Source organism: Roseateles sp. SL47 (assembly GCF_026625885.1).
GTDB lineage: Bacteria > Pseudomonadota > Gammaproteobacteria > Burkholderiales > Burkholderiaceae_C > Roseateles.
This window is the reverse complement of the sequence record NZ_CP113068.1, coordinates 4,479,419-4,492,414: the sequence shown is the minus strand read 5'-3', so window position 1 is coordinate 4,492,414 and position 12,996 is coordinate 4,479,419. Positions and strand designations below refer to the sequence as shown.

Here is a 12,996-nt window from a genome sequence, read left to right as displayed (position 1 = left end):
GGTGTTGTTGAATGCGAAAACGCGAATGTAGGGAATGTGATGGCTCGATCGGACTGTCAAATCTGACATCCGGGGTAACCCGTGTCACTGCTTGGAGCTTCGCTTCAGGCCGCTGCAGAGCCCCTGGCCGCCCACCTCGCAGGCCGCCTTGTGATGCCTGCTGTGACACGGGCGATGACCCAGCGAAAGAGGACATGCCGGAGGACATGCCCGAGGAAATGTAGGAGGAAGTGCCAGGGCGGCGGACAGCTCCTTGAGCCCAGCCAGCACCTGGCAATGAAGGGGGCGGAGGTGTCGAACCTGCGCGCCAGGGAGTAAACCGGAGGCCTGTGGCGCGGTGCGCCTTGTGTCACCGTCCCGCTGTCAGCCCCGGAGCTTGAACACCCGCACCGTCTGCGCCAGCTGTTCCGCCTGATGGCGCAGGCTGTCGGCCGCAGCCGCGCTCTGTTCCACCAGCGCGGCATTCTGCTGGGTGACCTGATCCAGCTGCGCCACCGCATCACTGACCTGGCTGATGCCGGTCGTCTGCTCGGACGTGGAATGGGAAATCTCGCCCAGCAGGTCATTGACCTTTTGCACCTGCGACACGATGGCCGTCATGCTGCGGCCAGCCTCGTCCACCAGCCGTGTGCCGGCTTCCACCTTCTGCGAGCTGGTGTCGATCAGCAGTTTGATTTCCTTGGCCGCTGCGGCGGAGCGCTGGGCCAGGGTCCGCACCTCCGCCGCCACCACAGCAAACCCGCGGCCCTGCTCACCGGCCCGTGCGGCTTCCACTGCTGCATTCAGCGCCAGGATGTTGGTCTGGAAGGCAATGCCGTCGATCACGCCGATGATGTCGGTGATGCGCCGCGACGACGTGACGATTTCCTCCATCGTCGACACCACATTCCCCACCACCACGCCGCCCTGGGCGGCCGCCGCTGACGCATCGGTGGCCAGGCGGGCGGCTTCCTGCGCGGTGTCCGCGTTGCTGCGCACGGTGCTGGTGAGCTCCTCCATCGAGGCGGCGGTTTCTTCAAGATTGGCCGCCTGCTCCTCGGTGCGCTGGCTCAGATCGGCATTGCCGTTGGCGATTTCGGTGGAGCCGGTGGCAATTTGCTCGCTGCCCTGGCGCACCGAGCTGACGATGCGGGAGAGCGACGATTGCATGTGCTGCGTGGCTTTCAGCATGTCGGCCACCTCGCCACGGCCCACCACCTGAATGTCCTGCGACAGGTCGCCGTCGCCGATGGCGGTGACCGCCCGCATGGCCAAGCCCAGCGAGCGCCGGATGCCCGTCACCACCAGCCAGGCCAGGAACGCCAGCAGCAGCACGCCGGCCCCACCCGAGACGATGATGATCCAGCGATAGCTGTTGACCATGCCAAGCGCCTCGTCGGCCTGGTCGGCGGACCGGCGCGCCTGGAAGGCCACCATCTTGTCCGCGATGGCGTTGTACTTGTCCATCAGCGGTGCATAGCGGGTCTGGGCGAGCGTTTTGGCCTGGGCGAAGTCGCCGCTCTTTTTCAAGGCCAGGGCCTTGTCGCGGGCTTCCAGGTAGGGTTTGCGGGCGTCGTTCAGTTCGTCGAGGATGGCCAGGCCTTCCGGGCTTTTCTCCAGTTCGACATAACGCTTCTGCACCTGCGACGTGTCCTTGGTCGTGGCGGCGATGCTGTCCTTGAAGTAGGTCTGCAACTCGTCCCCATCGGACATGATCACCGCAAACACGCGGGTGGAGTTCACGGCGATGTTGCTGCGCCAACGCTGCGCCAGTTGCAGTCGTTCCACCTGCTCATTGGCCAGACGGTCCACCGTCTCGCCCAGGGTGTTGACACGGACCAGGCTGATGCCGCTGAGGCCCAGAACAATGGCGGCCGCAATGGCCACCAACAGGACGAACTGCTGCGCGATGCTGAATCGCGCGCCCCAGCTGCCGACACTTGCGGTATTCCCCAAGGTGATCTCCCAGTAGCCTCACGGCCCGAAGACGATGCGAACGCTGCAAGCCTGTTCATCGGCCCGGTCGTTCGTCTTGCTCCCTGACATCCCGTCCTCCGGATGGTAGGGCGCCGGGGCGCCTCCGTCACAGGGGAACGTGTCCCCAGGATCGGGGGGGCGCGACAAAGTGCGCGGAAGGCGACGATGCTTCGGGTGCTGTCAGGCCGGGCGTTCCAGCCGGTAAAGCCCCACGTCCACCCGCCCGGCCAGGAAGCCCGCTTCGCAGTAGCTGAGGTAGTACTCCCAGATCCGCTTGAAGGGCAGGTCGAAGCCCAAGGCTTCAATCGAGGGCCATTGCGCCAGGAAGCGGTGGCGCCATTCCGCCAGGGTGCGGGCATAGTCGAGGCCAAAACGCACATCGGTCTTGAAAGTGAGCCCCACGCGCTGGGCTTCGGCGGCCATGCGTTCCGGCGTGGGCAGCATGCCGCCCGGGAAGATGCAGCGCTGGATGAAGTCCGGGCTGGCGCGATACGCCTCGAAGTGCGCCTCGTTGATGGTGATGGCCTGCAGCACGGCCACCCCCCCCGGCTGGAGCCGGTCATGCAGCGTCTGGAAGTAGACCGGCCAGTAGGCTTCGCCCACGGCTTCGATCATTTCAATGGACACGATGCGGTCGTAACGGTCGCCCACATCGCGGTAGTCCTGCAGGCGCAGGTCGACGCGATCCGCCACCTGGAACTGGCGTGCGCGTTCCTGGGCAAAGGCCAGTTGTTCGGTCGATAGGGTCAGGCCGACCACCTCGGCGCCGCAGCGCGCGGCCAGGGTGGCGGCCAGGGTGCCCCAGCCACAGCCAATCTCCAGCACGCGCTGGCCCGCACGCACATCCAGCAGCGAGACGATGTGGTCCAGCCGCTGCTGCTGGGCCGCCTCCAGGGACATGCCCGGCGCCGCCCCGGGCCCGTACAGCGCGCTGGAGTACAGCATGCTGGGGTCCAGCCACTGTTCGTAGAACCGGTTGCCCAGGTCGTAATGCGCCGAGATGTTGTCGCGGCTGCGGCGGCGGGTGTTGGCATTGGCCCGGTGCAGCAGCAGCCCCAGCCAGCGGGCCGGGCCACGCGAGCGCCCCTGGCTCTTCAGCGCCGACTCATTGGCCAGCCCGAAGGACAGCAGCGCGGTCAGGTCCGGGGTGCTCCAGTCCCCATCGCGGAAAGAGAAGGCCAGGCCCAGGTCGCCTTCCATGCACAGGCGCAGCAGCGGGCGCCACCGGTGCAGATGCAGAGCAGCCCGTGGGCCGGGCAGGGCGCCCCCAGCACCATCGTGCGGCCGTCCGGCAGGGTCAGGTCCAGATGGCCATGGCGGATGCGGGCCAGCGCCCGCTGCACGGCGGGCAGTCGGAACAGCGCATGGGGTGCTGACCTCCCTGTGCCAGCGGCGGCGGGGGTGGAGCGGGTAGCCAAAGCCTCCATCGCCGTAGCGGTGGCAGACGCGCTGGAGGCCACAGACACCGTGGCGGTACCGGCGTTGACGGACGACGTTGGGGGGAGCGTGCGGCTGTTGTTATGCATGGCGCTTCGTTCCTTTGAATTGAAATCGGTGCTTCACGGACGAGAGGGGTCCGTTCAGGGAAGATCGGTGGGCAGAGGCGCAGCGGGCCGCACGACGGTCAGCGGCGCTTCCGGCGCGCGGGTTCGTTCATGCAGTCGCGCTCCCTTGAGCCAGAGTCGCAACGCCTCCCAGTGGATGCCGACAATGACCTTGAGCGTGAGCAAGGGGTAGGAGAAGAACAGCCCCAGCAGGGCACGGTCGCTCAGCACCCCCCGTTCCGCATCGTGCCGCGCGTTCAGCACCGGGGTGCCATCGGCATTGTCGTGAACCGAAATGCCCAGCGAGAGGCGCTCGCCCGGCGGGTCGATGCGAAAGCGGTAGTGCAAGTCCATGCCGAGAAACGGCGAGACATACAGCAGCTTGTCGCAACGCTGATGCACCGTCGCGGCCTCGCGCTGGTGGTCGTCCACCGTGGCCAGATAGCTGTGGCGCTGGCCGAAGGTGTTGTTGACCTCGTAGATGATGGCCTGCAGCTCGCCGCTCGGCGCGTGTGAGAACCACACGGTCAAGGGATTGAAGGCATAACCCAGCAGGCGGGGCAGGGTGAGCAGCCGCAGCGGCCCGCCCACCGGCAGACCGGCAGCCGCCAGGTGGGCGTCCATCTGAGCCCGCAGCGCCGCGACCGTGGGGGCCTGGCCGTCTCCGTGATCGGACGGGCGGAAACTGAAGAGGTTGAACCGGCCGATGGAGAACCAGCGCAGGCGCCGCTCCAAGGAGGGCAATTCATCCATGTCCAGCCACAGGGTGAAGATCCGGTAACGCAGCTGGTGCCGCATGGGTCGCAGCCGTTGGTGCATCACCACGCCCCGGTAGAGGGCCGACGCGCTGGGGTCGAATGAAGGGGCCTGCCGGTGACTCATGCGGTGGCCACCTGCGGCAGGTGGATGCGGGACGACTCGTTGGCCACCTGCCAGGGTCTGCGCACGCCGCCCAGGGCTTCGGCCACCGCCAATCCGGCCTGCAGCCCGTCTTCATGGAAACCGGAGCCGAAATAGGCCCCGCAGAACCAGGTGTTGTGCCGGCCCTGGAGGCTCCACAGCTCGCGCTGCGCCTGGATGGCGGCACCGTCGAAGCGGGGATGCTCATAGACCTCGGTGGAGACCAGCAGGTCGGGCCGCGGCGCCACGGTCGGGTTCAGGGTCACGAACAGCGGGGTGGCATGCTCCCCCTGGGGCAGGTGGGGCTGCAGGCGGTTCATCCAGTAGGTGACCGTCGGCGGCCCATCGTTGGCCGCGTTGCTTGCGGTGTTGCCGCTGCCAGCGAGGTAGTTCCAGCTGCACCACACCTTGCGCCGACGCGGCATCAAGGCCGGGTCGTGATGCAGCACGGCCAGGTTGCGGGAGTAAGGCAGCGCGCCCAGCAAGCGGCGCTCGTCATCCGTCGGAGACGGGAGCATCCGCAAGGCCTGGTCGGCATGAGCGGCGATGACCACATGGTCATACAGGCGGGTCAGCGCGCCGCTGCGTGTATGCAGCCGCACGCCGTCGGCTTCACGCAGCACCGCCAGCACGGATTCGTTGCGGTGGATGCGGTCCCCCAGCGGCTGGGCCAGGCGTTGCACATATTCGCGGCTGCCGCCGTCCACCGTGCGCCAGACCGGCCGGCCGGACACCTTCAGCAGGCCGTGGTTCTCGCAGAACCGAACAAAGGCCGCCATGGGGTAACGGCCGATGTCCGTCGCGTTGGACGACCAGATGGCGGCGCCCATGGGGTAGAGATGATCATCACGAAAGGCCCGGCCGTAGCCGCGCTGGTCCAGGTAGTCGTCCAGGGCCTGATCGCCGCACGCAGCCACATCGGCCGGGGCTTCCCGGTAAAAGCGCAGCAGCTCCCGCAACATGGCCCAGAATCGGGGGCGCACCAGATTGCTGCGTTGGGCAAACAGGCCGTTCAGGTCGGTGCCGGCATATTCCAGGCGGCCGTTGTCCAGGCTCACGGCAAAGGACATGTCCGAGGCCCGGGTGGGTACGCCCAGATGCTGGAAGAGGGCGGTGAGATTGGGGTAGGCGGGTTCGTTGTAGACGATGAAGCCGGTGTCCACCGGCACATGGCGGATGCCGCAGGGGGCCTCCACCGTGTTGCTGTGGCCGCCGATGCGGCCATCGGCTTCAAACACTTCCACCTCATGGCGCTGCGACAGCAACCAGGCGCAGGACAGCCCGGAAATCCCGCTGCCGACCACGGCGATGCGCAGCGGGCGACCGGAGGGGCCGGCAGCGTCCGGCGAAAGGGCTTGAAAGTCGGGGCGGTCCATGTCTCGTCCTGAAGAATTTGTGTTTGTACGTGCGAAACGTCACTTTGGATCGCCGGTCACGCCAATATGTCGGGGCGATGCTCGCCCGATGGTGGGGGTGCCGTCAATGAGCGATGATCCGGGATGCCAATCGCTGCGTACAAGCTCGCATGGGTTCCGTACGACGCGATTTTTTGGCACAGCCCCCGGCTTCCGAGCCGGGTGTGACGGCTTTACCCCAGCTGTCCCGCCAGCCCCCATTGCCAACATCGCCCCCGTCGGCCGTCCCTCATTTGAAAATTGTTTCTCTTCACGGCGAGGCGACTTCCGCAACACCTGCGCTTGCCGCAACGCCCGATGCTGCATCTTCCGGAGCTTCCGGAGCTTCCGCTGGCGACGACTGGGCCATGCTCACCCGCCGCGTGGCGGAGCTTCGGGATCGGGACGCCTTTGCGCGCCTGTTCCAGCACTTCGCCCCGCGGGTCAAAAGCTACCTCATCCGCACCGGCAGCAGTGAGCAGGCGGCGGAAGACCTGGCCCAGGAGGCCTTGGTCACCGTCTGGCGCAAGGCCGCGTTGTTCGACGCTTCGCAGGCCGCTGTTTCCACCTGGATCTTCACCATTGCCCGCCGCTTGCGGATCGATGCCAGCCGCCGGCATCGGCTGGAAGACACTGGCGACGAGAACTTTGATTTTGACCGCCTGGAAGCCGACCAGCGGGAGGTTTCCGACGATGTCGAGGCCAACCGCATGTCCCGGCGTGTGCGCGATGCCCTGGGACGGCTGCCTGCCGAGCAGGCCCAGGTGTTGCGTCTTTCTTATTACGACGACGAACCTCACGCCCGTATTGCCGCAGAACTTGGGCTGCCGCTGGGCACTGTGAAGTCGCGCATTCGCCTGGCCGTGGCGCAACTGCGCAAACTGCTGGACGCCTGAAATGTCTGCCATGACTGTTTCCGCCCCCATCACTGCCATCGAACGGTCCGCACCGTCCCTCGACATTCGCCACCATCCGGCGGACGATCTTCTGCTCGCTTACGCCGCTGGCTCGCTCTCGGTGGGCATTGCGCTGGTGACGCAGATCCATCTGGAGCTGTGCAGCAGTTGCCGTGCGCGGGTGAGCATGCTGGAAGCGCTGGGCGGCGTGGTGCTGGAAGACCAGCCACCGGTGGCCATGGCCGACGATGCCCTGGCGCGTGTCCTGGCCCGTATCGATGCGCAGGACGCGGCCGAGGGGGCCGACTCCGCCGGTGTGCGCCGGGTGGCGGCACCACCGCCGCTGCCGATGGGGGCGGTGTGGCCCAAGGCGCTGGCCCATTGCAGCGCCACCCGCTGGCGCTGGCTCGGCCCGGGCATGCGCTGGAGCCGTGTCACCGTGCCGGATGCCCCGCAGGCCAATGTGTTCCTGCTGCGCATTGGCGCGGGCAAATACCTGCCCCAGCACACCCATCGCGGCACGGAGCTGACCCAGGTCATTTACGGCCACTTCCATGACGGGCGGGCCTTGTACGGCCCGGGTGACTTTGACCTGGCCGACGGGGACGTACACCACCAGCCGGTGGTGCAGGACGGCAGCGAATGCATCTGCATCGCTGCCGTGGATGGCCGGTTGAACTTCGACGGGTTTATCGCCCGCTGGTTCGGTTCGCTCGTTGGCATGTAGCCAGGGTGAGGGCGGTGCCGGCCCAGGCGGCGACGCCGCTGGCGAACGATCCCCACACCAGATCCATCATCGTGACCGACCACGGCCAGTCCTTCAGGGTGGCCTGGTTGGTCAGGTCATAGGTGCCGTAGGCGATCAGCCCGAACAGCGCACCGCGCCACAGCGCCACCCGGCTGCGGCCCTGCAACAGGGCGGGCGCTTCCCCGAAAAACACCACGCCCGCGATGTAGAGCGGATAAAACAGCGCCGCTGCCACCCAGTCCACCGACGTGGCCATCAGATGGCCGATGGCCGGTTGATACAGCGCCTGGCTGGCATGGCTCAGCCAGACGGCGTCCATGCCCAGGAACACCACGGCGGTCGTCACATAGGCCAGCGGCCAGCGCCACCCTGGGGCCGGCGGCGCGGTGGGCGAGGTGTGCAAGGAGGAATGGGAGGAATGGGGGGAATGGGGCGGATGGGGGGCAAGGGACACGGAGATCTCCTGGAAAGGAAGCGGGGCGGGAATGGCAAAGGCGCCGGGCACCCGCACCAGCGAGTGGACGAGCGCCTGGGGGTGTCAGGGCAAACGGTAGGTCAGCAGCCGGTCTCCGCGGACCCGTGCGTCCAGACCCAGCCAGCGCTGGTCGGAGCGGTCCAGCCACAGGGTCAGGCGCTGCGGGTCGCCGGTCGGCGGCTTGGTGATGAGCTGCCAGCGGGCGCCCATCACTTCGCGGCCAGAGACCTGGATGGGGGCGTCGGGCAGACGTTCGACCTTCACGTCGTCGATCTGGCCGGTCTGCGGGTTGAACAGGCGGCGTTGCTGCACCAGCGCGGGATGCCAGTAGGCATAACTCATGATGCAGTCCGACGGGGGGGAAGCCGTCCCGGCGGCACTGCCAGCCGCTTCACGACGCCAATCCACCCGTTGGGGCTTGCCGTCGTCGTCGGTGCTGCTCTTCAGGGCATCCAGGCAGTCGCCTTTCCAGCGTTCCTCCACCTGATGCCGGTATCGGAAGACCGTCAGGCCCAGCAGCTTCACATCCATGCGGGCATTGCTCGTCACGGTGCGGGTGTCCGGTGGGCCGGACACCTCGAAGCGGTGGGTGCCGATGGGCTTGCCATCGAGCCGGATGTCGAAGTTCCAGGTCTGGGTTGGCGGGGGGGAGGGCGTCGCCGCCGAGGGCGGTGTTGCGGCTGGAGCCTGCGTCTGGGTCTGCGTCTGCGTCTGGGCCTGGGCCTGGGCCTGGGCCTGGGCCATGCGGCCACCCGCCAGCCCACTGCCGATCACCAGGGTCGCCGCCACGGACACACGGCACAAGGTACTGCGATGCAGTGGCAAAGGCATCAAGGTCTCTCTCATTGCGCACCTTTTCGTTTGGGCGGCCAGGGAATAAAAGCGCTGGTGCGTGCGACGTAGTCCCGGTAGGCGGGCCGCCGTTCGCCGATGTCCTTCTCCAGCAGACTGACACCGGACACCTTGAGCAGCAGCACCGTCATCAGCACCGGCGAGACCAGGCACCACACGCCGGCCCCTCCCGCTGCCGACAGCGCCATCACCGCCACCCCCCACCACAGACAGCATTCACCGAAGTAGTTGGGGTGCCGGGAATAGCGCCACAGGCCGGTGTCCAGCACCCGGTCAGCCTGGCGCGGGGCGCGGCGAAAACGAGCCAATTGCGCGTCTGCCACGCTCTCCATCAGTACGCCGGCCGCGGCGACGACAGCCCCCAGGGTATCCAGCAAGCCCCACACCGGGCGATCCGGACCGGCTGCGGCCAGAAAGGGCAGGCTCACCAGCCACCCCAGCACCGCCTGCAGCAAAAAGACCAGCCACAGACTTTTGAGCGCAAAACCGGGTTGGTTGCGTTGACGCATGTCCTGATAACGCCGGTCTTCTCCATGGCCCCAGTTGCGAATGCTGATGTGCAGTGCCAGCCGCAGCGCCCACAGCAAGGTGATGGCGACCATGAATGCGGAGCGGGCGTCGCTGCCCAATTGCCAGACATACCAGACGGCCGGCGCAGCAATGAAGGCGGACCACACCCGGTCCGCCACACTGGCGTCCCGCAGCGGCAGGCTCACGCCCCAGGTGGGCAGTGCAATCAGCACGCAGATCAACAGCCCGCCGATGGCAGCGGTCGGCAGGTTGGTGGGGGAAAGCACGGCGGTGAGAACGTCCATGGAGGCCTTGGTATCAGGGCTGAGATTGGTGTGATCAGCGGCGCGGGGCGAAGAGGTAGTGGCTGACCCACCACTGCTGGCCCTGCTCGTAGTTGAACAACTCCTGCACCGACAGCAGGAACAACCGCCATCGCTGCCACCACATCGGTGCGGAGGCGGCGCCATAGACCGATTCCAGCACCGGCATCACCGCCAGCCGGTTGGCATCGAAGCATTCCAGCCAGGCGCCCGCCGTGCGTCCGTAGTGGCGGCCGTCCCAGCGCCAATGCTGCAGCAGGGCCAGGTCACCTTGGCAGCGCAGGGCCAGGTCGTCGCTGGGCATCATGCCGCCGGAGAAGAAGTACTGGCTCATCCAGTCGGTTTCGTCGCGCACTTCAAAGGCGTAGGGCGCGCCGCGATGGGCAAACACATGCATGAAGAAGCGGCCATCGTCCCGCAACCAGCGCGACACCTTGCGGAAGGCTTCCGGCCAGTTGCGCAGGTGCTCAAACATCTCCACCGACACGATCCGGTCAAAGCGGCCCTCGAGCTGGCCGTCGTCGCCCAGCTGGTTGAAGTCCTTGGTGATCACCTGCAGGTTGCTCAGGCCGCGCTCCTGGGCGCGGCCCAGAATGAAGGCCCGCTGGGAGGCGGAATTGGACACCGCCGTGATCCGCGACTGCGGGAAATGGGCGGCCATCCACAAGCTCAAAGAGCCCCAACCACACCCCAGCTCCAGGATGGTCTGGCCATCCGTCAGGCCAGCGCGGGTGGCGGTTTCCCGCAGGGCGGCTTCTTCCGCATCTTCCAGCGTCTCCACGCCGTCGGGCCACCAGCAGCAGCTGTACTTCAGCTGTGGGCCCAGCATGTTCAGGAAGAGGGGGGCGGGCAGTTCGTAGTGCTGCTCGTTGGCCTTTTCCGGCACCAGCGCCAGGGCGGCGCGTGGCAGCGAAGCAATGAACTGCGCCGTCAACTGGGCGGCGGACTCGGCATGCCGGGCCTGTGACTCATCCAGGCGCTGTCGCAACAGCTGCCGGATGCCGGCGCGCAGTGCGATGTCGGGCAGAAGACCGCGTTCGGCCATCTGAACAGCAAGGGAAGACAGTGGGTGGGTCATCGCGGCAAGGTCCTGTGGAGCTTGCCTGTTTGTACGCGGGTGAAGCGAGGATGGATCTCGTGATGCCAACTATTTCCGGGGACCGGGCGCGTGATCCCCGTGCACGACTTTTGCGTCGTTTTGTGCGTTTTTATCTTTTTGCTGGTTTTGTTGATGCCATAACTATCACTCTGAAGGGGCGCGGCGCGTACATTTCGGTTTCAGAGAGGCCCATCATGAAAAAAGTGCTTGTTGTGGACGACCACGCGGACATCCGTCGCCTGATCCGTCTGACGCTGGATTTCGAGGACTTCGAAGTGCGTGAGGCGGCCGATGGGCCGCAAGCCCTGGCCGTACTGGACAGCTGGACCCCGGACGCCATCCTCATCGACGTGATGATGCCGGGCATGGACGGCATCACCCTGTGCCGCACCATCCGGCAGCAATCGCATACGCAGGAGATTCCCGTGCTGTTTCTCAGCGCACGGGGCCATGCCAAGGACACCGATGAAGGCCTGAAGGCCGGCGCCAGCGCCTATCTGGTGAAGCCCTTCAGCCCCTTGCAGCTCATTCAGGAGCTGAGCCGTGCCGGAGCGAGGGCATCTTGAACGCACGGACCCTGCAGGACACCAACTCGTATGACGATCACGCCCTCGCTCAGATGGAGATCATCGTCAACGATCTGCGCATCATGTACCGCGAGCGCAATGAGGCGCTGCGGCAGGTCACGCGCGCCCACCACGACGCCTTGCTCAGGCTGGCGCGCGCCGCTGAATTGAGAGACGACGACACCGGCGTACACATCTTTCGCATTGGTTATCTCGCTGAAGCGATCGCGCTGCTGCTGGGGGAAGGCGCCGAGTTCTCGCGCATGCTGCGCAGTGCAGCGCCCATGCACGACATCGGGAAGATCGGTATTCCTGATGATGTGCTGAAGAAGCGGGGCCCGCTGACGGCGGCAGAACGGGTCATCATGAACCGTCACCCGGAAATCGGTGCGGACATCCTGGGGCGCTCCAGCATCCCGTTGTTTGTGCTGGCGGCCGAAGTGGCGCTGTGCCACCATGAAAGGTGGAATGGGCTGGGGTATCCGCGCGGGCTGAAAGGGGAGGAGATTCCGATTTCCGCCCGCATTGTGGCGGTGGCCGATTTCTTCGATGCGCTGGCCATGGACCGGTGCTACCGGTCCGCATTCGCGCCCGAGGTGGCGCTGGGCATGCTGCAGGCAGAGAGTGGGCAGGCGTTTGATCCGCGTGTGGTGGAGATCTTCACCCGGCATTTCGAGGAACTGCTCGCGCTGCGGCAACGCATCAATGCCGCACCTCCGACGCATGACGAGCTGCTGGGCAGCCATTGAATCGCAGGGAGACACCATGGGAATGCTTGGGTCTGTCACGACGATCTGTCTTGTTATCGGGCTCTGCGCCGCTTCGGCGCCATCAACCGTAGGGGCGGCGACACCGCCTGCAACGGCGACTTCCACACCGGCGCATGCCTCCGCACCAGCCCTGGTGTCCAAAACCGCCACCTCAACCTCAACCTCAACCTCAACCTCAACTGCGGCCGCCCCGACGACGGGCACGGGCACGAATACAGACACGGCCGATGCCCTCAAGATGCCGGCCCTGGCCCGCATCAAGGCCAAAGGCGAACTGGCTGTCTGCATCTGGCCGGACTATTACGGCATCACCTTTCGCAATCCCTACACCGGCCAACTCACCGGCATCGATGTCGACCTGTCGGCGGCGTTGGCCAAGGACCTCGGTGTCCCCTTACGGTATGTGGAATCGACCTTTTCCACCTTGATCGACGATGTGACCAAGGTGCGATGCGATATCGCCATGTTTGCCATCGGTGTGACGCCGCAACGCAGCGAACGATTGGCCTTCAGCACGCCCTATCTGCAGAGCGACATCTACGGCGTCACCACCCGCTCCAGCCGGGTGGTGCGGCGCTGGGAAGACATCGATCAGCCCGGCGTGGCCGTGGCGGTGCAGGCCGGCACCTTCATGGAGCCGGTGATGACGGAGCGGCTGAAGCAGGCCCGCCTGATCGTCATCCGTCCGCCCAAGACCCGCGAGGCGGAGCTGTCCGCCGGGCGGGTGGATGTATTCATGACGGACTATCCCTACAGCCGCCGGCTGCTTGAGAACGCCGACTGGATGCGGCTGATTGCGCCGCCCAAGCCCTTTCATGTCCTGCCGTATGCCTATGCAGTGCGCCCGGGGGACGACGCCTGGCTGGCCCGCGTGAACAGCTTCGTGGCAGCCATCAAGGCCGACGGACGGCTGGCGGCGGCGGCGCGACGCCACGGCCTGACCGACATCGTTGCGCGGTGAAC

The 12,996-nt window shown here is 66.2% G+C and carries 14 protein-coding genes; 5 read left to right on the top strand and 9 right to left on the bottom strand.

Annotated features, from left to right (window positions below; all coding sequences use genetic code 11):
* Positions 1–363 precede the first annotated feature (363 nt).
* The 5 genes from OU995_RS19445 to OU995_RS19425 all read right to left on the bottom strand — a co-directional run bounded on the left by OU995_RS19445 (position 364) and on the right by OU995_RS19425 (position 5,776).
* Positions 364–1,935 carry a methyl-accepting chemotaxis protein gene (locus OU995_RS19445; protein WP_267831691.1) on the bottom strand — a complete coding sequence of 524 codons (1,572 nt, stop codon included), beginning with the start codon at positions 1,933–1,935 and terminating at the stop codon, positions 364–366.
* Between the two features lie 201 nt (positions 1,936–2,136).
* Complete coding sequence (locus OU995_RS19440; protein WP_267831689.1) at positions 2,137–3,156, bottom strand: SAM-dependent methyltransferase; 1,020 nt, start codon at positions 3,154–3,156, stop codon at positions 2,137–2,139.
* A complete protein-coding gene (locus OU995_RS19435) occupies positions 3,093–3,482 on the bottom strand; it encodes a hypothetical protein (RefSeq protein ID WP_267831688.1) in 390 nt (129 codons plus the stop codon). The genes OU995_RS19440 and OU995_RS19435 overlap by 64 nt, the downstream gene beginning before the upstream one ends.
* A gap of 54 nt (positions 3,483–3,536) precedes the next feature.
* Positions 3,537–4,382, bottom strand: a complete 846-nt coding sequence (locus OU995_RS19430; protein ID WP_267831686.1) for a DUF1365 domain-containing protein — start codon at positions 4,380–4,382, stop codon at positions 3,537–3,539.
* Positions 4,379–5,776 (bottom strand): NAD(P)/FAD-dependent oxidoreductase, encoded by a 1,398-nt coding sequence (locus OU995_RS19425; RefSeq protein ID WP_267831685.1) that lies wholly within the window; start codon positions 5,774–5,776, stop codon positions 4,379–4,381. The genes OU995_RS19430 and OU995_RS19425 overlap by 4 nt, the downstream gene beginning before the upstream one ends.
* A gap of 386 nt (positions 5,777–6,162) precedes the next feature.
* On the opposite strand from OU995_RS19425, the gene OU995_RS19420 reads away from it, so the two are divergent.
* Both OU995_RS19420 and OU995_RS19415 read left to right on the top strand, forming a co-directional pair.
* Positions 6,163–6,690, top strand: coding sequence for a sigma-70 family RNA polymerase sigma factor (locus OU995_RS19420; protein ID WP_267831684.1), 528 nt, complete (start codon positions 6,163–6,165; stop codon positions 6,688–6,690).
* Between the two features lie 10 nt (positions 6,691–6,700).
* Positions 6,701–7,417: a ChrR family anti-sigma-E factor gene (locus OU995_RS19415; RefSeq protein ID WP_267831683.1), complete on the top strand. Its 717-nt coding sequence runs from the start codon at positions 6,701–6,703 to the stop codon at positions 7,415–7,417.
* On the opposite strand, the gene OU995_RS19410 is transcribed toward OU995_RS19415, so the two are convergent.
* The 4 genes from OU995_RS19410 to OU995_RS19395 form a co-directional block, all read right to left on the bottom strand.
* Positions 7,380–7,892 (bottom strand): DUF2177 family protein, encoded by a 513-nt coding sequence (locus OU995_RS19410; RefSeq protein ID WP_267831682.1) that lies wholly within the window; start codon positions 7,890–7,892, stop codon positions 7,380–7,382. The two genes, OU995_RS19415 and OU995_RS19410, sit on opposite strands and share 38 nt — an antisense overlap.
* 84 nt (positions 7,893–7,976) lie before the next feature.
* Entirely contained in the window at positions 7,977–8,744 is a 768-nt protein-coding gene (locus OU995_RS19405) for a DUF6134 family protein (RefSeq protein WP_267831681.1), read from the bottom strand.
* Between the two features lie 11 nt (positions 8,745–8,755).
* On the bottom strand, positions 8,756–9,580 hold the full coding sequence (locus OU995_RS19400) for a DUF1295 domain-containing protein (protein WP_267831679.1): 825 nt from the start codon (positions 9,578–9,580) through the stop codon (positions 8,756–8,758).
* Positions 9,581–9,614: 34 nt separating this feature from the next.
* Positions 9,615–10,676, bottom strand: a complete 1,062-nt coding sequence (locus OU995_RS19395; RefSeq protein WP_267831678.1) for an SAM-dependent methyltransferase — start codon at positions 10,674–10,676, stop codon at positions 9,615–9,617.
* 215 nt (positions 10,677–10,891) lie between these two features.
* Between OU995_RS19395 and OU995_RS19390 the strand changes: the two genes are divergently transcribed.
* The 3 genes from OU995_RS19390 to OU995_RS19380 all read left to right on the top strand — a co-directional run bounded on the left by OU995_RS19390 (position 10,892) and on the right by OU995_RS19380 (position 12,994).
* Positions 10,892–11,263 (top strand): response regulator transcription factor, encoded by a 372-nt coding sequence (locus tag OU995_RS19390; RefSeq protein ID WP_267831677.1) that lies wholly within the window; start codon positions 10,892–10,894, stop codon positions 11,261–11,263.
* A 53-nt stretch (positions 11,264–11,316) separates the two neighbouring features.
* Positions 11,317–12,012 (top strand): HD-GYP domain-containing protein, encoded by a 696-nt coding sequence (locus OU995_RS19385; protein ID WP_267836306.1) that lies wholly within the window; start codon positions 11,317–11,319, stop codon positions 12,010–12,012.
* A 259-nt stretch (positions 12,013–12,271) separates the two neighbouring features.
* Entirely contained in the window at positions 12,272–12,994 is a 723-nt protein-coding gene (locus OU995_RS19380) for an ABC transporter substrate-binding protein (protein WP_267831676.1), read from the top strand.
* Positions 12,995–12,996 lie beyond the last annotated feature (2 nt).